Origin of the sequence: Bacillus cereus group sp. Bc010, from assembly GCF_027716745.1 — a bacterium.
GTDB lineage: Bacteria > Bacillota > Bacilli > Bacillales > Bacillaceae_G > Bacillus_A > Bacillus_A pacificus.
The window spans coordinates 37,317-58,116 of the sequence record NZ_JAQFUY010000009.1 but is presented as its reverse complement, the minus strand read 5'-3'; the positions used below and the strand labels follow the sequence as shown (position 1 = coordinate 58,116).

The following is a 20,800-nucleotide window of genomic DNA, read 5'->3' as shown; positions in this document are numbered from 1 at the left end:
CCATACTACAACTACGAGGAAGAGTGAAGAGGTGAATGGAAATTGGAACAAACAATTTATATTAAAATGCGTAATCGATTAAAAGTTTCTCCTACGTATGAAGTAAAGCTGGGAGATGTTGCTCAACTTGCCGGAGATGCTGCAGTAGTTCAGTCGTTACAGGATGAGGTAATTTATAAAATTACAGCGCGTGATAAAACGCATGTTGTAATTGATGTTATGAAAATAATCGAGATTATTAGGCGAAAAGCTGCTCATATACAAATTAATTTACTCGGTTCTGGACAAACTCTTGTTGAAATTATATATGAAAAAAAGAAAGTACATCCGATTTTTTTCGGACTTGTATGGTTGTTACTTTTCATTGGAGCAGCTCTTGCCATCATATATTTTCATGAAGATGTAAGCATGCAACAAGTGCACCAACGGTTATATTACATGATTACGGGAGAATTTAAGGCGCAACCACTTTTATTTCAAATTCCTTATTCATTAGGTCTTGGGTTAGGTATGGTTTTATTTTTTAATCATGTATTTCAAAAGCGTATTAATGAAGAGCCGAGTCCGTTAGAAGTGGAGATGTTCCAATACCAGCAGTCACTTGACCAATATGTAATTGTTCATGAAAACAAGGATAATATGAAACAACTTACCGATGATTGAGTCTGGATTCGTTATTTTAATTGCTTTAGCAGGAGGAATTGCTGTAGGTAGCGGATATGTTGCATTTTTAGCTGTGCTTGGTATAATCCCTCGTCTAGCTCAATTAACGAGAAGTGGAAAGCACATTCAATATTTTGAGTGGGCAGTTATTGCAGGTACATTAACAGGAGCTTGGTGTAGTTTGAAAAACATTACATTTCAAACGTCGCAATATTGGCTTGTTATATTAGGAATATTTTGTGGCACATTCATTGGAATGCTCGCTGCCGCATTAACAGAAGTGTTAAATGTTTTACCTATTTTAGCGAAACGAGTAGGGGTAGAGGGGAAGATTGTTGTTTTACTCGTTGCTCTTGTACTTGGAAAAGTAATAGGCTCGTTGTTTCACTGGATTTATTTCGTAAAGTAGGAGGCAATATATAAATGACAGGGCGAAAACTAAAGGACGATTACGTAAATAAAGTGAAGGAATACCATCCGAAGCCAAATTATTTTATAAATTGTGTTAAGGCATTTTTTGTAGGTGGACTCATTTGTACAATCGGAGAAGTATTGATGAAATTTTATATACATTATTTTCATTTTAGTGAACAAGAGGCAGGGAATCCAACCGTCGCAACTCTTGTACTATTATCGGCGATTTTAACAGGTTGTGGTGTATATGATAAAATCGGTCAATTTGCTGGAGCAGGGTCGGCCGTACCTGTTACGGGATTTGCGAATTCTATGGCAAGTGCTGCGCTAGAGCATAAGAGTGAAGGAATTGTGCTTGGGGTTGCTACAAACATGTTTAAGCTAGCGGGAAGTGTAATCGTTTTTGGTGTTGTCGGGGCATACATTATTGGGTTAATAAGATATACTTTTAAAATTTTTATGTCTTAAAGGAGGGGCTAGTATGAGGTTGACAGGAAAACAAACGTGGGTATTTCAAAATGATATTTATGTGAATGCAACCGGTACTGCCGTCGGTCCAAAAGAAGCTGAAGGCCCTCTTGGAAAGGAATTTGATATTTCATATGATGATTTACATTGCGGAGAGGAAAACTGGGAGCTTGCTGAACGAAGATTAATGTCAGATTCTATTCAACAAGTCATGCAAAAAGCAAATGTAGAAACATCACAAATTGATTTCTTTTTAGCGGGTGATTTATTAAATCAAACAGTAACAGCAAATTACGTTGCGCGTAAGTGGGGAATTCCCTTTTTAGGCATGTTTAGTGCTTGTGCAACCTCGATGGAGACTTTAGCGGTCGGATCAGCCTTTATAGACGGTGGATTCGCAAATCGTGTTTTAGCGACGGTAAGTAGTCATAATGCAACAGCTGAAAGACAGTTTCGTTATCCAACAGAGTATGGGGGACAAAAACCAGGAACAGCAAATTCCACTGTTACAGGTGCGGGATCCATATTAATTAGTAAAGAAAAAAGTGCCATTAAAATTACGTCGGCTACGATTGGAAAAGTGCAAGATTTAGGAATTGCGAACCCTTTAGATATGGGATCGGCGATGGCACCGGCTGCGGCTCATACAATTCAGCAGCATTTTGAAGATTTGAAGAGAAGTGCCAATGATTATGATGTGATTGTTACCGGTGATTTATCAGCTATTGGGACACCAATTGCGAAACAACTGTTACTGGAAGAAGGTTATGATATTGGGCATATATATAATGATTGCGGATTAATGATTTATGATTCGGGTCAAGAAGAAGTATTTGCAGGTGGTAGTGGTTGTGCTTGTTCAGCTGTTGTCACATATGGTCATTTATTAAGCGAGATGCAAAAAGGGAATTTACAACGAATTTTTGTCGTTGCTACTGGCGCGTTATTAAGCCCGATGATGATGCAGCAGAAAGAAACAATTCCAACAATTGCACATGGTGTCGTATTTGAGAGAGTGAAGGGAGAGTGAATTGTGGATTTTATATATGCATTTCTTGTAGGAGGCGCTATTTGTCTAGTTGGACAAGTATTGTTAGATTTTGCAAAGTTAACACCAGCTCATTTAATGGCTACCTTTGTAGTGATAGGAGCAGTTTTAGATGGATTTGGATTGTACGATAAGCTTATAAAGTTTGCTGGTGCTGGGGCAACAGTTCCTATTACAAGTTTTGGACATTCCTTATTACACGGGGCAATGCATGCTGCAGAGAAACACGGATATATAGGGATTGGTATGGGTATGTTTAGTTTAACGTCTGCAGGCATTTCTGCAGCGATATTATTTTCATTTTTTATAGCACTTATATGTAAACCGAAAGGATAAATCAAATGAGACGAAGGGTTGTTTTGGTCACAGATGGAGATGAATATGCAAAGCGAACAATTGAGCTTTTAACGAAGGAATTTGGGGGAAGGTGTATTTCAGCATCACAAAGCAATCCAACCAAATTGACAGGGAAGAAAGTTGTTGAGCTTATTATGCAAACGCCATATGACCCTGTATTTGTCATGTTTGATGACAGTGGATTTATTGGAGAAGGATCTGGTGAAAAAGCTTTAAAATATGTAGCCACGCATAAACAAATTGATGTACTTGGGATTTTGGCGGTAGCGTCTAATACACATCATTGGGAATGGGCACGTGTAGATGTAAGCGTGGATCGAAACGGGAATTTAACGGAATATGGCGTTGATAAGTTTGGACTCCCAGATGGTGAAATTGGCAGAATTAGCGGAGATACAATTTATTGTCTAGATGATCTGAATGTTCCTGTCATTGTTGGAATTGGTGATATTGGTAAGATGTGTGGAAATGATGAATGGGAGAGAGGCTCACCAATTACTAAAAAAGCAATTCAGTTAATTTTGGAAAGGAGTGGGTTTTATGACGAAGCCTAAAAAAATAGATATCCCTATTTCAACTTTCATAAGTGACAATGAAAATTATTTAAAACAAACGGTTGGATTAGGCGTTACATTTGATGTTGGTATTCGTAAATTTCAAATTTTGAATAAAGAAATTGCTGTGTTATTCGTAAATGGACTTTGTGATACGAATTATATTATTCCTATTTTAGAAGAAGCTGTGGATACGAATGAAATAAGGGATGTTGAAGAAGATACAGTAAAGCTTTTAGAGAATCGTTTAATTCATCAGCAAGTGAGTAAAGTGAAAACGATGGATGAAGTAATGGTTCAAGCGTTATCAGGGCTTATTATTATATTTGTGGAAGGCGAAACAGAAGCGTTCGCGATAGATGTTCGAAGCTATCCAGGAAGAACACCGACAGAGCCGGATACCGAAAAAGTAGTACGCGGTGCGAGAGATGGATTTGTTGAAAATATCGTTGTAAATACAGCGTTAATTCGTAGGAGAATTCGAGATCCGCGTCTTCGAAACGAAATTATTCGAGTAGGGGATAGATCGCAAACGGATATTTGTATTACATATGTACAAGATGTTGCAAATCAAGATTTAGTAAAGATTATAAAACAAGAATTAAATAACATTGATGTTGATGGCATTACGATGGCGGATAAAACAGTGGAAGAATTTGTTGTAAAGCAAAGCTATAACCCATTCCCGCTTATTCGATATACAGAAAGACCGGATGTAGCAGCCAATCATTTATTAGAAGGACATGTTCTAGTACTTGTTGATACATCACCGAGTGCTATGATTACGCCAACAACATATTTCCATCATTTACAGCATGCAGAAGAGTTTAGACAAAACCCAGCTGTCGGTACATTTTTACGTTGGGTACGTTTTTTAGGTGTTTTATTCTCCTTGTTTTTACTACCATTTTGGTTAGTGTTTGTATTTGATCCAACTCTTTTACCAGAAAATCTTGCTTTTATTGGACCGACTAAGATGACACATTTACCAATTTTATTACAAGTATTAATGGCAGAGGTCGGGCTTGAGTTTTTAAGGATGGCTGCCATTCATACTCCAACGCCGTTATCGTCTGCAGCAGGATTAATTTCCGCTATATTAATTGGTCAAATAGCAATCGATGTAGGTTTGTTTGTACCAGAAGTTATTTTGTATGTAGCAGTTTCTATGATCGGTGCTTATGCAACACCGAGTTATGAATTAGGGCTAGGGAATAAGGTTGGAAAATTATTTGTTATTATTTTAACAGGTCTCTTCCATGAGATGGGCTTTGTAATTGGTATGACGATATTGATTTTATTTTTAACGTCTATAAAAAGTTTGCAAACACCTTATTTATGGCCGTTTTTACCATTTGATTGGGGCGCATTAACAAAAATTCTACTCCGTCCGACGATGTCTAGTTTAAAAGTACGACCAAGTATTGTAAGACCTCAAAATGTAAAAAGACAAAAATAAACGGGATTATACACCCGTTTATTTTTTTAGCAAAAATTTATTGTTTTTTAACAAAAATCAAACATTTTTTGTGTACACTTAGAGTAGATATTGTGTATGGAAGGGGAAGAGGACATGATTAAATTATTTGTAAGTGATTTAGATGACACGCTCGTTTACAATGTGAATGATATGCAAAAAGAAGATGAACGTGCAATTTGTTGGTTAGCTGAAAAAGGGACAAATATTTGTTTTGCCTCAGGCCGCTTTACTCATCGAATTGATGAAGTTGTAAATAGGTTTGCATTCCCGTATTACACAACGAGTTTAAATGGAGCGACGATGTTACTACCGGATGGGAAAATATTTCATGAATCAAGTTTTGAAGATGGGATTGCCCAGGAAATATATCGATATATCCATAAAAAGGGACTAGCAGATATTGTTTGTGCAAATGAGCAACGGTATACAAAAAGAAAAAATGAACATCATCATAATTTTGAAACGTATATGGGCGTGCATATTGCTGAAATAGAAGCATTAGAAGAGGAGTTTGGTAAAACTGTACATCCTGCGAAATTGTTTGTTTTTGGGGAAGAAGAGACAATTGAAGCATTAGATCAAGAATTACGAGATACCTTTCAGAACGAAGCGGAAGTTTTTATGTCTGGTAAACGCTATGTTGACATTATGCCAAGGGGAGTAAGTAAAGGGAGTGCTTTAAGACGACTAATGGAACATTTGCAAATTGAAGCAAATGAAGTTGCATGCATTGGAGATTCTTTCAATGATATTTCTATGTTTGAAGTAACCCCGCATTCATTCACTCTGCATCATGCTCATCCATATGTGAAGGAGAAGGCAAATCATATAGTTCGTTCGGTTGAAGAAGCTATTATGAAATTGCCGTTACTTGTATAAAAAAAGAAGCTCGCTACTAGCGAGCTTCTTTTTACTTGAATAAAGATTTAACAAAATCAATGATACTTGAGAAGAAATCTTTCACTTTATCTAGGAAACTTTGCCCTTCTTCAGATCCTAAAAAGGCAGAAACATGTTCTTTTGCTTTATTTAACTGACTGCCAACTTGATTCCAATCGATGTTAAGATTTTTCATTTTATCAAATAGCGCAACTAAGTTATCTAACTGTTCATCCGTTAATGTAATACCAAGTTGATCCGCAATTTTTTTAATTAATGAACGTAAATCTTCAGTTGTTTTTGGCTGCTCTTTGGCAATTTCTTCTTTAATTTTCGCAACAAGTTGAACCGCTTTTTCTTCACCAATTTTATCGCCGAGCTGGGATGTTTGCACCATTTCTTCATTGGCTACTTTTTTTACTTCCTCAGGAATTGCTTTGTTTGATGTCGTTTCATAGGCTTTCATTAAGCCAGTTAAAGCAGCAGTTCCAGAAACTTTAAATGGTGCAGTAATTTGAATTTCAGCATCTTTCACACCTGCTGTAATAAGTGCGTTTGTGTACATTGCATCTGTTATTGAATTAATGTTTTTTGAACGTACAATGAGACCAGAACCTGGCTTTGTGTATGTGATCATAGAAGAGGAAATTGCTCTCGTACCAATTTGAGCTTTTGGAACAATCCCTTCTAGAAATTTATGTTCTTCCGCATTAGACACAGTAATAATTGTAGCATCTTTTGGTGCTTTCATTTCTTTTAACAGATCTTGTTTTTGTTGTTCAGACAAGTTTTCTCCTAGTGTAACAATTGATTCTCCTTCGATGATGTCTGCAAACGAAGCTGTTGGCATAATAAATACTGCTACAGCTAATAGCAGAGCTAGTAATTTCGTTTTCACGAAAAATCGCTCCCTTTCTCTTTCTAAAATTTTCGGGCAACACAGTTATTATAGTATATATTTCTTATTTGTCACCTAGCTTTTTCCACATTTCAAAAAAGAAGTATGTAGATTGTCGGATTCTTTTTGTTTCTAGTGATGAATGTGGTAATATAGTGCTGAGATAGTTGAAAGGAGACATATACGTATGAAAACTTTAGGATACATAGTAATGGAAAATGGTGAAAAAATCGATTTGGAATTTTTCCCAGAAGAGGCGCCAAAAACAGTAGAAAACTTTAAAAAACTAGCAGAGCAAGGATTTTATGATGGTGTGACATTCCACCGCGTTATTCCTGGCTTCGTAAGCCAAGGTGGAGATCCAACAGGAACAGGTGCGGGTGGCCCAGGTTACTCTATCCCATGTGAAACTGATGGAAATCCTCATAGACACCTTGTAGGATCACTTTCTATGGCTCATGCTGGCCGTAACACAGGCGGTAGCCAATTCTTTATCGTTCATGAGCCACAGCCACACTTAGATGGTGTACATACTGTATTCGGTAAAGTAACAAGCGGTATTGAAACAGTATTAAACATGCGTCAAGGTGATGTAATGAAAGAAGTTAAAGTTTGGGAAGAATAAGTGAATGAGAAAAGAGAGCTATTGCTCTCTTTTTTTTAATAGGAATGGGTATTTCGTTTACGGTACATGATACAAGTAGTAATGTGATTGTAGTGAGAATATGTCGCTTATGAGAACAAAATTTTAACAAATCACATAGAATACATTATTAGATTACACATTTCAATAAAAGTTGTTTATTACATTCATTTTGCTAGAATTCATCTGCTCTAAGGTGATGAATAGTGAAGTGATAATGAGCGGTGGATGTTTCTTTTCACTTTCATATAACAGCGTTTCTTCTTTTATCTACTTAGAAAAAATAGTAATGAAACGTATATTTGACTTTCTTCTTTTCGCTTTGTATGATTATCAAGTTGTTTTAAGCTCTTCTCACTCTGTTGAAAATATTGTAAAATGAATGTGATATGAAAAGAGTGATTGAGGGGATTTAATAGTTTGTAACTTTTGTAAGAAGGGATAAGGGTTATGTTAATTCGTTTTAAAAAAAGTTATGAAAAGATTGCAATGGGGCTTCTTTCATTTATGCCAACTGAAAAAGATGTGAAAACATTACAATTGACTATGAAAGATTATGAAGCAAAGGATGATTGGCAATTGTATTTGTGGAAACAAAACGAAGATTTTGTTGGGATAATGGGGATTGTAAAAAAAGAGAATCAAGTTTTGGAAATTCAGCATTTGAGTGTGAACCCATCTCACCGTCATATGGGTATTGGGACGAAGATGGTTCAAGAGTTAAAGAGTAAATTTCTTGAATTTACAATTTGCGGAAATGAGCAAACAGCAAGTTTTTGCGAAAAGTGTAAAGGGCTTGAACAAAATATACATTCGTGAAAGCAGAGATAAGTAGTTTATTATCTCTGCTTTCTTTTTTGTAATTGTTCGTTTCGTTCAGCGATGACTTCTGTTCGATCACGTAATGTGTGCTTATGTATTATAAATTCATTAGAAGTAGCATTCACGTCTTTCCAAGGAAGGTTTTGTTTCTGACATAATTCTATGCAGTACTTTTCTAATGTTGTATCCGACAATGGTAAAAATAACGGTGTAAAACTTTCTTCTTTCTGGATAGATTGCAATTTATCTTTGAGTAAGAACAGGAGTTGTGCCTCATTTATTCCTAAACGAAGTAAATGCGCACTGTTTTTTTCTAAAATCGTTATGGCGCTTTTCATCATCTTCTCTGCGCCATTCCAGTTAGAGCGTCTGTGATGGTATAAAGAAACTGCAATTTGAATGAGGCCGACTAAATAATGATCCCGATTTCCTCTCGGTTTTGTTTTCCAATACTCTTCCAGTATTTCGTGGCATTCAAAATAATCATAATCTCCGTGAAAATGAATTAAAAACTGTATGTATTCGGTAGGATACATTTTCTTCGCCCCTATCTAACGGTTATAAGTATAAGTTTATCATAGAAATATGAACAATAAACGACTAGGGAATTTCTCCCTAGTCGTTTATTGTTCATATTAGCAGAAGCAAGCTGCCCCTACAATAATTAGCAAAATAAACAATACAACAAGTAATGCGAACCCACCGCTAAAACCACAATCAACGTGACCCATAGTTTTTTGACCTCCTACATTGTTCTTACTACACTGTTATCATATGAAGTGGTGGGCATGATGCCATAGGCATAGGTCTATTTTTAATTAAATTTCTTAAAAAGGTTGGATAGAACATGAGTATGCTCTATACTTATGTTGTTATAGAAAAAATGTGGTGGGATGCTTTGTGCAGTATAATTTTAAAGTAGAGGCTTTTGAAGGGCCTTTAGATTTATTGTTACATTTAATACATCGTTATGAAATTGATATATATAATATTCCTGTAGCGGAAATTACAGAGCAATATTTATCTTATGTTCATACGATGAAAGAACTACAATTAGATGTTGCAAGTGAGTATTTAGTAATGGCTGCAACGTTATTACAAATTAAAAGTAAAATGTTGTTGCCGAAACATGAAGAAGATGTACTTGATAACGGTGATGACTTTATAGATGATCCTCGTCAAGAATTGATGGAGAGGTTAATTGAATATAAGAAATATAAGCAAGTTGCTACTGAACTAAAAGAAAGAGAACAAGAAAGAGCACAGCTATATACACGTCCGCCAATTGATTTTACATCATTGCAACAAGAGGAGGAGACAAGCTTGCCTCTTGATGTTACGTTATATGATATGCTAGCGGCATTTCAAAAATTAATGCGCCGTAAAAAAGCAAAGAAACCTGTGACAACACGTATTACTCGTCAAGAAATACCAATTGAACAGCGTATGACGGATATTTTAAAGCAGTTAGAAATACAAGGTGGCCGTCAAAGTTTTTATGATTTGTTTGTTGATGATGAACGGGAAATAATGGTTGTAACATTTTTAGCGGTTCTTGAGCTTATGAAAAATCAACAAATCGTAATTGAACAAGAACATAATTTTGATGAAATTTTCGTATCAAGCTATACTAAATCTGCATAGAGTTAGTATGGAAAATGGGATAGAAATAGTATATCTCATGCTAGGTTTGAATGTATCGTTTGGAACAAGAGAAAAAATATTGAACCGAACGCATTGATTGTGATTCGGTTTTTTGATGTGTATTTTTATGGAGAAAATAGGAGGAAGGAGCTCGTAAGATGGATAGAACAGAACAGAAATCAATCATTGAAGGGCTTTTATTTGTTTCTGGTGATGAAGGGATTTCTCCTGAACAAATAGCAAAAGTCCTTGAAATTGAAGGAAACGAAGTAATCGATATTTTAGAAGAAATGCAAAAAGAATGTGAAGGTGCACACCGAGGTTTGCAAATTGTACAGTATGCAAAAGTATATCGTTTTGCTACAAAGAAAGAACATGCGTCGTACTATCAAAAACTAATAGATATCCCAACAGCTGCTTCACTCTCTCAGGCTGCGCTAGAAACGTTAGCAATTGTTGCATATCGTCAACCCATTACAAGAACTGAAATGGAAGAGATTAGAGGGGTAAAAACCGATAAGGCGTTACAAACGTTAGTATCACACTTACTTATAAAAGAAATGGGAAGAGCAGAAGGACCTGGGCGTCCGATTTTATATGGAACGACGAAAGAATTTTTAGACACATTTGGATTAAAAACATTAGATGATTTACCTCCGCTTTCTGAAGAAAACGAACAAATGAATGAAGCGGATTTATTCTTCGGTTCTTTACAAGAGATATCGAAATAAAAGCTTAGCATTTTGCTAAGCTTTTTTGTATATCAATTATATACCGTGCCATACTAATTGAAAAAAGGAGACGAGTTATGAGAGGTATACGAAGTGTTTTATTATTAGTTTCTGTTTTGTTATGCTTTTCTTTAAATAGTGCATCTGCCAAAAGGTATATGATGTCTATTCATACCGCGTCTCCTTTACATATGCAGCGGCAACATTTTGGTAAAATGAAAGTGAGTTTCTTAAAAGTTGGACAAGGTGATGCAACACTTATTATATTGCCAAATGGACAAACGATGTTAATTGATGGAGGACCTTATGAAGCTGGTGAGGTTGTTATCCAAAAACTAATTGAAAAAGGAATTAACCATTTAGATGCTATCGTCAGTACTCATCCAGATATGGATCACATTGGAGGACTCATTCCGATTGTAGAGCAGATGCCGGTATCACTTATATTAGATAGTGGAAAAACATATAGTTCTCTTACTTATCATACGTATCGAAATCATATAAAGAAAAGGGGAATCCCTTTCATTTCAGTAAAAGAGGGACAATACATACCGTTAGATCCGCATGTTTCCATACAAGTATTAAACAACGGGAAGTCCAAAGATGAAAATAATGAATCTTCAATTGTATTAAAGATTCGGTATGGTAAGGCAGATTTTTTACTAATGGGTGATGCTGATGTGCGAACGGAAACTGAAATATTAAAGCAATTTGATGTACATGCAGATGTGTTAAAGGTGGGACATCATGGCTCATATACTTCAACAAGTGAAAGGTTTATAAAGAAGGTAGAACCACAGTTCGCGATTCTTTCTTATGGTAGCAGAAATCCGTATGGACATCCGCATCAAAGTGTAGTGAGACGATTAAAACAGCGTGGTATAATGATGTATGGAACAAATAAGCGTACAGTAGAAATGGAAACAGACGGCGAACATATTACAATTGGGTCTAGCGGATTAATGCCATTACTTAAGTGATTCATACGATAGATGATATTGTTCCTTTTTGGAAAAAATGAATAACATATATTATAATTGCGAGAGACGTACTAAGCTTCCTTTTTGTTAAACAAAGAGGAAATTTCATTAGAATGTATAGACAACTACTCGTGCATATATTAAGATGGAATTAGGCGAATAAGGTAATAATAACAAGTAGGTATTTCATGGGAAAGGATCGATGAAAATGAAAACGCAAGTTGTCATCAATGCCAAAATTTATACAGGTCAAGAAGTAGTGGAAAACGGATTTATTCGTTACACAGAAACAATTAAAGAAATTGGTTTGATGGCTCAATATGTATCACAAGAAAATGAAGCGGTTTTAGATGCGGCAGGGAAAATTGTGATTCCAGGTATGATTGATGTTCATATTCATGGTGGATACGATATTGATGCGATGGATGCAAATAGCGATGGGTTAGTAACTCTAGGTAAAGAAATGTTAAAAGAAGGAGTTACAACTTACTTTCCAACAACAATGACACAAGCTCCAGAAGCAATCGAAGCAGCACTACATGCTGCGAAGGAAGCGAAAGAAAAAGGAGCACATTTCGAATATATTCACTTAGAAGGACCGTATGTTTCAAAGAAACGTGCAGGTGCACAACCACTTGAACATATTGTTCCTGCGAATATTGAACAATTTAAACAATGGCAGGAAGCAAGCGGAAATTTAATTAAATTAGTAACATATGCACCTGAAGAAGAAGGTGCGTTAGAGTTCGAGCAATATCTTGCTGAAACTGGTGTTGTTGGCACAATGGGACATACCGATGCAATTGATGCGCAACTAAAAAATAGAAACATTACACATGCAACGCATTTATACAATCAAATGCGTGGATTACATCACCGTGAACCAGGAGTTGTTGGTCATGTGTTATTAAATCCAGATGTAATGGTTGAAGTAATTACAGATGGTATTCACATTCACCCGGATATGGTGAAATTAGCATATAAATTAAAAGGACCGAAAAAAGTAAGTGTTATTACTGATGCAATGCGTGCAAAAGGTCTTGAAGATGGATTATATGAGCTTGGCGGACAGCCAGTACATGTAAAAGATGGTAGTGCTCGATTAGAAGATGGAACGTTAGCTGGTAGTATTCTAAAAATGGATCAAGCTTTCCGAAATGTAATTGAATTTACAGGTTGTTCAATCGAAGATGCAGTACTAATGACATCAGTGAACCAAGCAGAAGAGTTTGGATTAAATAATAAAGGTGCATTAGCGGTAGGAAAAGATGCAGACTTTGTTGTGATGAATGAAGATTTACATGTATATGATACGGTTCGTTTAGGAATTCATATGAAGGAAGGGAAGTAATGAAATGAATATTCTTGTTGTAAAAACTCCAGAAGAACTAGCAGAAGCAGGTTATAAATTAATTGAAGAAGTTGTAAAAACAAAAGAAAATCCAACATTAGGAATGGCTACAGGAAGCTCTCCATTAGGTATTTATGCAGAAATGCGAAAAAATAAACTTGATACAAGCCGTGTAACCACTGTAAACTTAGATGAGTACGTAAATTTACCACATGAAGATAAAAACAGCTATCACTATTTCATGCAAGAACAGTTGTTTGATCATCTTCCATTTAAACAAACTTATGTACCAAACGGGATGGCAAGTGATTTAGAGGAAGAGTGCAAACGTTACGAGGGCATTCTAGCTGCTAACCCAGTTGACCTACAGATTCTTGGAATCGGTGAAAACGGTCACATCGGATTTAACGAACCAGGAACACCGTTTAATTCTCCAACAAATATTGTTGAATTAACAGAATCTACACGCCAAGCAAACCTTCGCTTCTTCGAAAAAGAAGAAGATGTGCCAACTCATGCAATTACAATGGGAATTGGAAGCATTATGAAAGCGAAACAAATTCTACTTGTTGCTATGGGTTCTAAAAAGGCAGAAGCTGTTAAAGAATTATTGCAAGGTGCATATAGTGAAGCGTGTCCTGCTACAGTTTTACAACGTCATCCGAATGTAACCGTAATCGCTGATCAAGAAGCTCTATCTTTATGCAGTGAGGCGATTGCTGATGAACATCGACAAGTATTCACCATTTCCGATCTATTATCAGATTCAAGAGTGGGTGAAACAGCTAATTGAGGACGGCGAATGGAAGCCGGGAGATAAAATCCCATCTGAGAATGAACTTTGCGATAAGTTCGAAGTGAGTCGTATGACAATCAGACAGGCGATTAATAATTTAGTGGAACAAGGTTATTTATATCGGAAACGTGGAATCGGTACGTTTGTCCAACTTCCGAAAGTGGAACAAAAATTGCAAGGAATGACAGGATTCACAGAAGATATGATTTCTCGTGGGATGAATCCAAGTAGTCAATTATTAAGTTTCCGCCTCGTTCCAGCTACTGCGAAAATAGCAGACCGGCTGAGAATACAGGAGGGAGAGTCGGTTTATGAAGTGAGGCGTATTCGCTTAGCTGACGATGAACCGATTGCTTTTGAGACGACATATTTGTCGCCAGCTCTTGTAAAAGATATTAACGAAGAAATATTGCAACAATCTTTATATGAACATTTAGAGAAAAAACTGGGCTTCAAACTTGTTAGCGCTACTCAATCAATTGAAGCTTCAATTGCAACGGATAATGAAGCGGAACATCTGCATATTCCTAAAAAGGCGCCAGTGCTTGTCATGCGTCAATGGTCATATTCAGAAGGTGAAGTACCGTTAGAGTATGTGAAATGTATTTATCGTGGAGATCGTTATAAGTTTATTACAAACATCGCACGTAACAAATAATATATTTCAGTTTGTGAAGTACAGTAAATGTCAAATTGTTTAACATGTAAAGAAAAAATACGACTCATCCTTACAAGGAGTGAGTCGTATTTTTATTATGAGCAATTACGTGGTTAACAGCATCTTTAACTGTATTTACTACATAGTGAGCGTGTTCTTTTACTGCGTCATCTGCTTGAGCCATAGCAAAACTGTGAGGAGTTAAAGCAAACATTGGAATATCATTATAAGAATCTCCTATGCAAGCAACTTCCTCTGGTTGTAATTGAAACTCCTTTAATAAAACAGAAATAGCAGAACCTTTACTAATATTAGGTGGCATTACATCTAAGCATTGTTCTGCTGAAATGAACGTACTAACTTTTCCATGAAATTTTTCATCAATTTTTTTCTGAAGAAGTTGTAAGCTCTCCTTTGTTCCACCGACAGAAATTTTATTCGGGAAAATTGTATCATCTATTTTCTGTAATAAATTTGGTTCTTCGACAGAAGTCATCGTTACTTGTTGCTCAAGTTCATGAATAAACGGTGTTTTTTCTTCAATGTAGTAATGATGTTCATCACTAACATAACGGAAATAAGGATCTTCATTCGTCATGTGTAACAACTCAGGAAGAATGCTGGAATCAAAAGTGGCAGATAATAGCTGCTTATTTTCATTTGTATATACAAAAACACCATTAACACTAATGCGGTGGAAATTTGTATTTACAGCTTTCATTAAGTCTGCAATTTCATTATCAAGTCGGCCAGAAGCGAAACAAAGAATCACATTTTGTTCAGCAAGACTACGAAGTGCTACAATATCCTGTTCGTCAATTAAACCTCCGTGTTGCATCATTGTACCGTCGATATCACTTACAAACATTTTAATCATGTTGCTATCTCCTTTCTATGTACAGTTGCTCTTACATTATACGCATCATATATAAACATGTCTAAAAAATGAATTTTTATGAAATGGTAGATGTTTTACATTGACGACAAAGAAGAATGTTCTGTAACATAAAAGCAGGCTATTTAAGTACGAGGGTGGTGTTATATGAGTAATTATCTAGAAATTAAAAAAGTTTTAAATAATAATGTCATCATTGCTAGCCATCCTGAACATGAGGAAGTAGTAGTGATTGGTAAAGGAATTGGATTTGGGAAAAAAGCGAAAGATGTATTGGAGCAAGAACAAATTGAAAAAATGTTTGTTCTAAAAAATGAACGTGATCGTGAACAATACAAACTGCTAGTTCCACATGTGAGTGAAAAATTAATTGAATTAATGAATGATATTATGTTCTATATTCAAGAAAAAGCAAAATCGCCATTGAATGAACATATTCATATCGCTTTAACAGATCATATTTCTTTTGCGATTAAGCGTTTAAAACAAGGGTTTACAATTGATAATCCTTTTTTAGTTGAAACGAAAATGCTCTATCCAGAGGAATATAAAATTGCTGAAGGTGTTGTAAACCTTTTAAATTCTCGTTTGCAAATTACATTGCCAGAAGGAGAAATTGGATTTATTGCACTCCATATTTACAGTTCACTTACAAATTCAGATTTATCTTCAGTTAATCAAAACTCCCGTCTCATTGCACAGCTTGTATCTTTAATTGAGACGAACTTACAAATTACATTAGACCAAGAAAGTATTCACTATTTACGCCTTATTCGTCATCTTCAATATGCTATTGAGAGGGTGAAAAAAGGAGAAAAAGTAGAGGAATCGCAAAGTTTTGCTGATTTATTAAAGGCGGAATATCCTGTTTGTTATAATTTAGCTTGGAAGCTAGTTAAGGTTATGCAAAAAGAATTGCAACTTCCTGTTTATGAAGCAGAGAGTATATATTTAACGATGCACCTGCAGCGCTTAGTGAAGGCAGAGCATGTGTAAAAAGACATATATTTTTGTCGAAAATGAAAACGTTAAAAAAAATCATTGAATCGCTTACAATAGTTATGTATAATAACTATTGCAAAGTTATACAAATTTCGACAAACACATTAAGGTATAAAACGAAAACGTTTGCCTTAATTATAGTGAACTTATACGTAAACCTATTTTTGACACGTGTTACTGATTCGATCAGGCATGAGTGGAGAAAAGTAAGGAATGTAAGCTAGAGAAAGGGATATACTACCCTTTGTATAGCTATCGTTCTATCTTTTTTTCCTCATGCCTTTTTGGCGTTTGTCGGAAGGTATCAATATAGATAAGAGAGGAAGGGTTTCCATGTTTAAGAAGATCTTTGGTGTTCTTCAAAAAGTCGGAAAAGCGCTTATGCTTCCAGTAGCGATTTTACCGGCAGCAGGTATTTTACTTGGATTTGGTAATGCATTTCAAAATCCACAGTTAACAAATGTTATTCCTGCTTTAAAAGCAGATTGGTTCGTAATGGTAGCAAAAATTATGGAACAATCTGGTGATATTATTTTCGCTAACCTTGCATTACTATTCGCAGTTGGGGTAGCAATTGGCTTAGCTGGTGGAGACGGAGTAGCTGGTTTAGCAGCATTCGTTGGCTACTTAATTATGAACAAAACGATGAGTGTGTTCTTAGAAGTAGATAAGCTAGTGAAAGTAACAAGTTCTGGAGCAGACCCAGTAAAAATTGGATTTGCAGATCCAGCGTATGCAAACGTATTAGGAATTCCAACGCTACAAACTGGAGTGTTTGGTGGTATTATCGTCGGGATAGTAGCGGCATATTGCTATAATAAATACTTCAACATTGAATTACCATCATACTTAGGTTTCTTTGCAGGTAAGCGTTTCGTACCGATCGCAACTGCAACATTCTCTTTAATAGTAGGTATTATCATGTGCTTCGTTTGGCCATACATTCAAGGTGGCTTAAACACGTTCTCACATCAAATGATTGATGCAAATAGAACGTTAGCAGCATTTATTTTCGGTTTAATTGAACGTTCATTAATTCCATTTGGATTACATCACATTTTCTATTCACCGTTCTGGTTCGAATTCGGTCAGTATACAAATGCGGCTGGCGAATTAATTCGTGGTGACCAAAAAATCTTTATGGCACAGTTAAAAGACGGTGTAGAATTAACAGCAGGTACATTTACAACTGGTAAGTATCCGTTCATGATGTTCGGTCTTCCAGCAGCAGCTTTAGCAATGTACCATGAAGCACGTCCAGAAAACAAAAAATTAGCAGCTGGTATTTTAGGTTCTGCTGCATTAACATCTTTCTTAACAGGTATTACAGAGCCACTTGAATTTTCATTCTTATTCGTAGCACCAGTATTATTTGGAATTCACGCTGTATTCGCTGGTCTATCATTTATGACAATGCAAATTTTAGGTGTTAAAATTGGTATGACATTCTCTGGTGGTTTAATCGACTTCCTATTATTCGGTGTACTACCAGGCCGTACGGCATGGTGGTGGGTAATTATTGTTGGTCTTGTACTAGCGGTTATTTACTACTTCGGATTCCGATTTGCAATCCGTAAATGGGATTTAAAAACACCTGGTCGTGAAGTTGCAAATGCGAATGAAGGTGCAGGAAAAGCAGAAGCTGGTGAACTTCCTCGTGAAGTATTAGTAGCACTTGGTGGTAAAGAAAACATTGCTTCTTTAGATGCTTGTATTACTCGTTTACGTGTTCAAGTTAACGAACAAAAGAATGTAAATAAAGATCGCTTGAAAGAACTTGGAGCAGCTGGTGTACTTGAAGTTGGAAATAACATTCAAGCTATTTTTGGACCGAAATCTGACACATTAAAATCACAAATTCATGATATTATGTCAGGTCGTACACCTCATGTTGAAAAAGAAGAGCCTGTAAAAGTAGAAGAAGCTCCTCAAAAAGTTGATGAAAACGAAACAATCGTTTCACCAATTGAAGGGAAAATCCTACCAATTACAGAAGTGCCGGATCAAGTATTTTCAGGAAAAATGATGGGAGATGGATTTGCAATTGAGCCAACAGAAGGAACAGTAGTTTCTCCAGTTAACGGTGAAATTGTCAACGTATTCCCTACAAAGCATGCAATTGGTATTCAATCTGAAGGTGGAAAAGAAATTTTAATCCACTTCGGTATTGATACTGTAAAATTAAATGGTGAAGGTTTTGAAGCACTTGTAGCACAAGGTGACAAAGTGAAACAAGGACAACCATTATTAAAAGTAGATCTTGCATTTGTAAAAGAAAATGCACCATCTATCATTACACCAATTGTATTTACGAATTTACAACAAGGGCAACAAGTCGAATTGAAAAAAGATGGAAATGTTAAGAAGGGCGAAAACGCTATTATTGACATTCAGTAGGAATTTGACGCAAAATGTTTATAATTATAATAGGCGATGTGGTTGACCGAACATCGCCTATTATATACAATAGATGATGTAGTACTCACGTCTATACAACTAAAAAATACTGTAATTTAAAGGAGATAAATTATCATGGAAAAAATCTTTAAAGTAACTAGCGACTCAGGAATTCATGCTCGTCCAGCAACTCTACTTGTAAACACTGCAAGCAAATTTGGTTCTGACATTAACTTAGAGTATAACGGAAAGAACGTTAACTTAAAATCAATCATGGGCGTTATGTCTTTAGGTATTCAACAAGGCGCGGAAATTAAAATCACTGCAAATGGTGATGATGCAGCTCAAGCACTAGCAGCTATCGAAGAAACTATGAAAAACGAAGGATTAGGAGAATAATGACTCTTAACATTCAAGGGATCGCTGCATCAAGTGGGATTGCTATTGCAAAGGCTTTCAGACTTGAAAATCCTGAATTTAACATCGAAAAGAAATCAATTACAAACGAAGCTGCAGAAATTGCACGCTTAGAAGCTGCGCTTGAGAAAGCAAAAACTGAATTAGAAGCTATTAAGGACCACGCTTTTGCTGAGCTAGGTGCTGACAAAGCTGCGATCTTTGAAGCACATTTATTAGTGTTAAATGATCCAGAACTAGTAAACCCAGTAAAAGATAAAGTAAATAGTGAAAAAGTAAATGCTGAATTTGCAATGGATGAAGTTGCATCAATGTTTATTTCTATGTTTGAAAACATGGATAACGAATATATGAAAGAACGTGCTGCGGACATTCGTGACGTAACAAAACGTGTTCTTGCACATTTACTAGGCATTAACTTCTCAAATCCTGGTACAATTTCTGAAGAAGTAATCATTATTGCTGAAGATTTAACACCATCTGATACGGCTCAGTTAAACCGTAAGTATGCAAAAGGTTTTACAACTGATATCGGTGGACGTACATCTCACTCTGCGATTATGGCTCGCTCTATGGAAATTCCAGCTGTTGTTGGTACGAAAGTTGTTATGGAGAAAATCCAAAATGGCGATATCGTAATCATCGATGGTTTAGATGGAGAAGTAATTGTTAATCCATCAGAAGAAACTCTTCGCTCGTTTGAAGAAAAGAAAGCGAAATTTGAAGAGCAAAAAGCTGAATGGGCAAAATTAAAAGACCAAGCTACTGTAACAAGTGATGGACATCACGTTGAGCTTGTTGCAAATATCGGAACACCAAATGATGTACAAGGTATTATCGATAATGGCGGAGAAGGCGTTGGTTTATACCGTACAGAATTCTTATACATGGGCCGTGACAATCTTCCAACAGAAGAAGAGCAGTTCGAAGCATATAAAGCAGTTCTTGAAGGTGTAAAAGAAGGTCAACCTGTTGTTGTTCGTACACTTGACATCGGTGGAGATAAAGAGCTTCCATACTTACATTTACCAAAAGAAATGAACCCATTCTTAGGATACCGTGCAATTCGCTTATGTCTTGATGAGCAAGATGTGTTCCGTACACAACTTCGTGCATTACTTCGTGCTAGCGTATATGGTAACTTAAAAATTATGTTCCCAATGATTGCAACTCTTGATGAGTTCCGTCAAGCGAAAGCAATCTTATTAGAAGAAAAAGCAAAACTTGTAGAAGCGGGTACAACTGTTTCTGATTCTATTGAAGTTGGTATGATGGTTGAAATTCCAGCTTCAGCAGTATTAGCAGATCAATTCGCAAAAGAAGTTGATTTCTTCTCTATCGGAACAAACGACTTAATTCAATACACAATGGCTGCAGACCGTATGAACGAACAAGTATCTTACTTATACCAACCATATAACCCATCTATTTTACGTCTTGTAAAAATGGTTATCGATGCTGCTCATAAAGAAGGCAAATGGGCTGGTATGTGTGGTGAGATGGCGGGCGATTCACTTGCTATCCCATTATTATTAGGATTAGGTTTAGATGAGTTCAGTATGAGTGCAACATCTATTCTTCCTGCAAGAACACAACTAAGCAAGTTGTCAAAAGCAGAAATGGAAACATTAGCAGAAAAAGCATTAATGATGTCAACTGCTGAAGAAGTTGTTGAACTCGTTAAAAGCATATAATCAATAAAA

General features: G+C 36.0%; 25 protein-coding genes. 21 read left to right on the top strand and 4 right to left on the bottom strand.

The annotated features are described in order from the left end of the window. Positions 1-42: 42 nt before the first annotated feature. The 8 genes from spoVAA (at position 43) to PDQ68_RS12755 (ending at position 5,863) form a co-directional block, all read left to right on the top strand. Positions 43-663 carry a stage V sporulation protein SpoVAA gene (gene spoVAA / locus PDQ68_RS12790; protein WP_000438354.1) on the top strand — a complete coding sequence of 207 codons (621 nt, stop codon included), beginning with the start codon at positions 43-45 and terminating at the stop codon, positions 661-663. Further along, positions 656-1,072 (top strand): stage V sporulation protein SpoVAB, encoded by a 417-nt coding sequence (gene spoVAB, locus PDQ68_RS12785; protein ID WP_000572932.1) that lies wholly within the window; start codon positions 656-658, stop codon positions 1,070-1,072. The genes spoVAA and spoVAB overlap by 8 nt, the downstream gene beginning before the upstream one ends. Before the next feature lie 14 nt (positions 1,073-1,086). Continuing rightward, positions 1,087-1,545, top strand: a complete 459-nt coding sequence (gene spoVAC / locus PDQ68_RS12780) for a stage V sporulation protein AC (protein ID WP_000147736.1) — start codon at positions 1,087-1,089, stop codon at positions 1,543-1,545. Between the two features lie 13 nt (positions 1,546-1,558). Continuing rightward, a complete protein-coding gene (gene spoVAD, locus PDQ68_RS12775) occupies positions 1,559-2,575 on the top strand; it encodes a stage V sporulation protein AD (protein ID WP_001241152.1) in 1,017 nt (338 codons plus the stop codon). Positions 2,576-2,578: 3 nt separating this feature from the next. Further along, a complete protein-coding gene (gene spoVAE / locus PDQ68_RS12770; RefSeq protein ID WP_000345905.1) occupies positions 2,579-2,929 on the top strand; it encodes a stage V sporulation protein AE in 351 nt (116 codons plus the stop codon). A 5-nt stretch (positions 2,930-2,934) separates the two neighbouring features. After that, positions 2,935-3,504, top strand: a complete 570-nt coding sequence (spoVAEA, locus tag PDQ68_RS12765) for a stage V sporulation protein SpoVABEA (protein WP_001254414.1) — start codon at positions 2,935-2,937, stop codon at positions 3,502-3,504. Further along, a complete protein-coding gene (spoVAF, locus tag PDQ68_RS12760; RefSeq protein ID WP_000165588.1) occupies positions 3,491-4,963 on the top strand; it encodes a spore germination protein SpoVAF in 1,473 nt (490 codons plus the stop codon). The genes spoVAEA and spoVAF overlap by 14 nt, the downstream gene beginning before the upstream one ends. Positions 4,964-5,059: 96 nt before the next feature. After that, complete coding sequence (locus PDQ68_RS12755; protein WP_061183918.1) at positions 5,060-5,863, top strand: Cof-type HAD-IIB family hydrolase; 804 nt, start codon at positions 5,060-5,062, stop codon at positions 5,861-5,863. Between the two features lie 31 nt (positions 5,864-5,894). Here the strand turns inward: PDQ68_RS12755 and PDQ68_RS12750 are convergent, their stop codons facing one another. Then, positions 5,895-6,761 (bottom strand): DUF1002 domain-containing protein, encoded by an 867-nt coding sequence (locus PDQ68_RS12750; protein WP_000850502.1) that lies wholly within the window; start codon positions 6,759-6,761, stop codon positions 5,895-5,897. A gap of 187 nt (positions 6,762-6,948) precedes the next feature. On the opposite strand from PDQ68_RS12750, the gene PDQ68_RS12745 reads away from it, so the two are divergent. From PDQ68_RS12745 to ribT, 3 genes are all read left to right on the top strand, one after another. Continuing rightward, a complete protein-coding gene (locus PDQ68_RS12745; protein WP_000853792.1) occupies positions 6,949-7,386 on the top strand; it encodes a peptidylprolyl isomerase in 438 nt (145 codons plus the stop codon). A 217-nt stretch (positions 7,387-7,603) separates the two neighbouring features. Then, positions 7,604-7,786, top strand: a complete 183-nt coding sequence (locus PDQ68_RS12740; protein WP_033677996.1) for a hypothetical protein — start codon at positions 7,604-7,606, stop codon at positions 7,784-7,786. A 68-nt stretch (positions 7,787-7,854) separates the two neighbouring features. Then, complete coding sequence (gene ribT / locus PDQ68_RS12735; protein ID WP_016718416.1) at positions 7,855-8,223, top strand: GNAT family N-acetyltransferase RibT; 369 nt, start codon at positions 7,855-7,857, stop codon at positions 8,221-8,223. Positions 8,224-8,243: 20 nt separating this feature from the next. On the opposite strand, the gene PDQ68_RS12730 is transcribed toward ribT, so the two are convergent. Both PDQ68_RS12730 and PDQ68_RS12725 read right to left on the bottom strand, forming a co-directional pair. Further along, on the bottom strand, positions 8,244-8,762 hold the full coding sequence (locus PDQ68_RS12730; protein ID WP_000283585.1) for a DUF309 domain-containing protein: 519 nt from the start codon (positions 8,760-8,762) through the stop codon (positions 8,244-8,246). Between the two features lie 99 nt (positions 8,763-8,861). After that, a complete protein-coding gene (locus tag PDQ68_RS12725) occupies positions 8,862-8,957 on the bottom strand; it encodes a YjcZ family sporulation protein (RefSeq protein ID WP_000510194.1) in 96 nt (31 codons plus the stop codon). A gap of 169 nt (positions 8,958-9,126) precedes the next feature. Between PDQ68_RS12725 and scpA the strand changes: the two genes are divergently transcribed. The 6 genes from scpA (at position 9,127) to phnF (ending at position 14,386) form a co-directional block, all read left to right on the top strand. Next, positions 9,127-9,870: a segregation/condensation protein A gene (gene scpA, locus PDQ68_RS12720; RefSeq protein ID WP_001199762.1), complete on the top strand. Its 744-nt coding sequence runs from the start codon at positions 9,127-9,129 to the stop codon at positions 9,868-9,870. A 158-nt stretch (positions 9,871-10,028) separates the two neighbouring features. Beyond that, complete coding sequence (gene scpB, locus PDQ68_RS12715; protein WP_000376222.1) at positions 10,029-10,601, top strand: segregation/condensation protein ScpB; 573 nt, start codon at positions 10,029-10,031, stop codon at positions 10,599-10,601. Positions 10,602-10,678: 77 nt separating this feature from the next. Further along, positions 10,679-11,581 (top strand): ComEC/Rec2 family competence protein, encoded by a 903-nt coding sequence (locus tag PDQ68_RS12710; RefSeq protein ID WP_001214101.1) that lies wholly within the window; start codon positions 10,679-10,681, stop codon positions 11,579-11,581. A gap of 208 nt (positions 11,582-11,789) precedes the next feature. Beyond that, on the top strand, positions 11,790-12,932 hold the full coding sequence (gene nagA / locus PDQ68_RS12705) for an N-acetylglucosamine-6-phosphate deacetylase (RefSeq protein ID WP_014893528.1): 1,143 nt from the start codon (positions 11,790-11,792) through the stop codon (positions 12,930-12,932). Positions 12,933-12,936: 4 nt separating this feature from the next. Continuing rightward, entirely contained in the window at positions 12,937-13,725 is a 789-nt protein-coding gene (gene nagB, locus PDQ68_RS12700; protein WP_001024206.1) for a glucosamine-6-phosphate deaminase, read from the top strand. Beyond that, on the top strand, positions 13,655-14,386 hold the full coding sequence (phnF, locus tag PDQ68_RS12695) for a phosphonate metabolism transcriptional regulator PhnF (protein WP_002194085.1): 732 nt from the start codon (positions 13,655-13,657) through the stop codon (positions 14,384-14,386). The genes nagB and phnF overlap by 71 nt, the downstream gene beginning before the upstream one ends. A gap of 70 nt (positions 14,387-14,456) precedes the next feature. On the opposite strand, the gene PDQ68_RS12690 is transcribed toward phnF, so the two are convergent. After that, positions 14,457-15,263 carry a Cof-type HAD-IIB family hydrolase gene (locus PDQ68_RS12690; RefSeq protein WP_000594234.1) on the bottom strand — a complete coding sequence of 269 codons (807 nt, stop codon included), beginning with the start codon at positions 15,261-15,263 and terminating at the stop codon, positions 14,457-14,459. A gap of 165 nt (positions 15,264-15,428) precedes the next feature. Between PDQ68_RS12690 and glcT the strand changes: the two genes are divergently transcribed. The 4 genes from glcT to ptsP all read left to right on the top strand — a co-directional run bounded on the left by glcT (position 15,429) and on the right by ptsP (position 20,791). Then, a complete protein-coding gene (gene glcT, locus PDQ68_RS12685; protein WP_000073863.1) occupies positions 15,429-16,277 on the top strand; it encodes a glucose PTS transporter transcription antiterminator GlcT in 849 nt (282 codons plus the stop codon). Between the two features lie 339 nt (positions 16,278-16,616). Then, positions 16,617-18,680 (top strand): PTS glucose transporter subunit IIABC, encoded by a 2,064-nt coding sequence (gene ptsG, locus PDQ68_RS12680; RefSeq protein ID WP_000473182.1) that lies wholly within the window; start codon positions 16,617-16,619, stop codon positions 18,678-18,680. A gap of 135 nt (positions 18,681-18,815) precedes the next feature. Further along, complete coding sequence (gene ptsH, locus PDQ68_RS12675; protein WP_000411079.1) at positions 18,816-19,079, top strand: phosphocarrier protein HPr; 264 nt, start codon at positions 18,816-18,818, stop codon at positions 19,077-19,079. Then, entirely contained in the window at positions 19,079-20,791 is a 1,713-nt protein-coding gene (ptsP, locus tag PDQ68_RS12670) for a phosphoenolpyruvate--protein phosphotransferase (RefSeq protein WP_000174221.1), read from the top strand. The genes ptsH and ptsP overlap by 1 nt, the downstream gene beginning before the upstream one ends. The last annotated feature ends 9 nt before the right edge of the window (positions 20,792-20,800 follow it).

What these genes read in the sequence shown, in the direction of transcription:
- spoVAB (WP_000572932.1), top strand. Translation starts at nt 656, where the DNA reads ATGATTGAGTCTGGATTCGTTATTTTAATTGCTTTAGCAGGAGGAATT.
- PDQ68_RS12740 (WP_033677996.1), top strand. Translation starts at nt 7,604, where the DNA reads ATGAATAGTGAAGTGATAATGAGCGGTGGATGTTTCTTTTCACTTTCA.
- ptsP (WP_000174221.1), top strand. Translation starts at nt 19,079, where the DNA reads ATGACTCTTAACATTCAAGGGATCGCTGCATCAAGTGGGATTGCTATT.
- spoVAC (WP_000147736.1), top strand. Translation starts at nt 1,087, where the DNA reads ATGACAGGGCGAAAACTAAAGGACGATTACGTAAATAAAGTGAAGGAA.
- ptsG (WP_000473182.1), top strand. Translation starts at nt 16,617, where the DNA reads ATGTTTAAGAAGATCTTTGGTGTTCTTCAAAAAGTCGGAAAAGCGCTT.
- PDQ68_RS12730 (WP_000283585.1), bottom strand. Translation starts at nt 8,762, where the DNA reads ATGTATCCTACCGAATACATACAGTTTTTAATTCATTTTCACGGAGAT.
- nagB (WP_001024206.1), top strand. Translation starts at nt 12,937, where the DNA reads ATGAATATTCTTGTTGTAAAAACTCCAGAAGAACTAGCAGAAGCAGGT.
- phnF (WP_002194085.1), top strand. Translation starts at nt 13,655, where the DNA reads ATGAACATCGACAAGTATTCACCATTTCCGATCTATTATCAGATTCAA.
- scpB (WP_000376222.1), top strand. Translation starts at nt 10,029, where the DNA reads ATGGATAGAACAGAACAGAAATCAATCATTGAAGGGCTTTTATTTGTT.
- PDQ68_RS12725 (WP_000510194.1), bottom strand. Translation starts at nt 8,957, where the DNA reads ATGGGTCACGTTGATTGTGGTTTTAGCGGTGGGTTCGCATTACTTGTT.
- nagA (WP_014893528.1), top strand. Translation starts at nt 11,790, where the DNA reads ATGAAAACGCAAGTTGTCATCAATGCCAAAATTTATACAGGTCAAGAA.
- ribT (WP_016718416.1), top strand. Translation starts at nt 7,855, where the DNA reads ATGTTAATTCGTTTTAAAAAAAGTTATGAAAAGATTGCAATGGGGCTT.
- spoVAF (WP_000165588.1), top strand. Translation starts at nt 3,491, where the DNA reads ATGACGAAGCCTAAAAAAATAGATATCCCTATTTCAACTTTCATAAGT.
- PDQ68_RS12745 (WP_000853792.1), top strand. Translation starts at nt 6,949, where the DNA reads ATGAAAACTTTAGGATACATAGTAATGGAAAATGGTGAAAAAATCGAT.
- glcT (WP_000073863.1), top strand. Translation starts at nt 15,429, where the DNA reads ATGAGTAATTATCTAGAAATTAAAAAAGTTTTAAATAATAATGTCATC.
- spoVAD (WP_001241152.1), top strand. Translation starts at nt 1,559, where the DNA reads ATGAGGTTGACAGGAAAACAAACGTGGGTATTTCAAAATGATATTTAT.
- PDQ68_RS12755 (WP_061183918.1), top strand. Translation starts at nt 5,060, where the DNA reads ATGGAAGGGGAAGAGGACATGATTAAATTATTTGTAAGTGATTTAGAT.
- PDQ68_RS12710 (WP_001214101.1), top strand. Translation starts at nt 10,679, where the DNA reads ATGAGAGGTATACGAAGTGTTTTATTATTAGTTTCTGTTTTGTTATGC.
- ptsH (WP_000411079.1), top strand. Translation starts at nt 18,816, where the DNA reads ATGGAAAAAATCTTTAAAGTAACTAGCGACTCAGGAATTCATGCTCGT.
- spoVAEA (WP_001254414.1), top strand. Translation starts at nt 2,935, where the DNA reads ATGAGACGAAGGGTTGTTTTGGTCACAGATGGAGATGAATATGCAAAG.
- PDQ68_RS12690 (WP_000594234.1), bottom strand. Translation starts at nt 15,263, where the DNA reads ATGATTAAAATGTTTGTAAGTGATATCGACGGTACAATGATGCAACAC.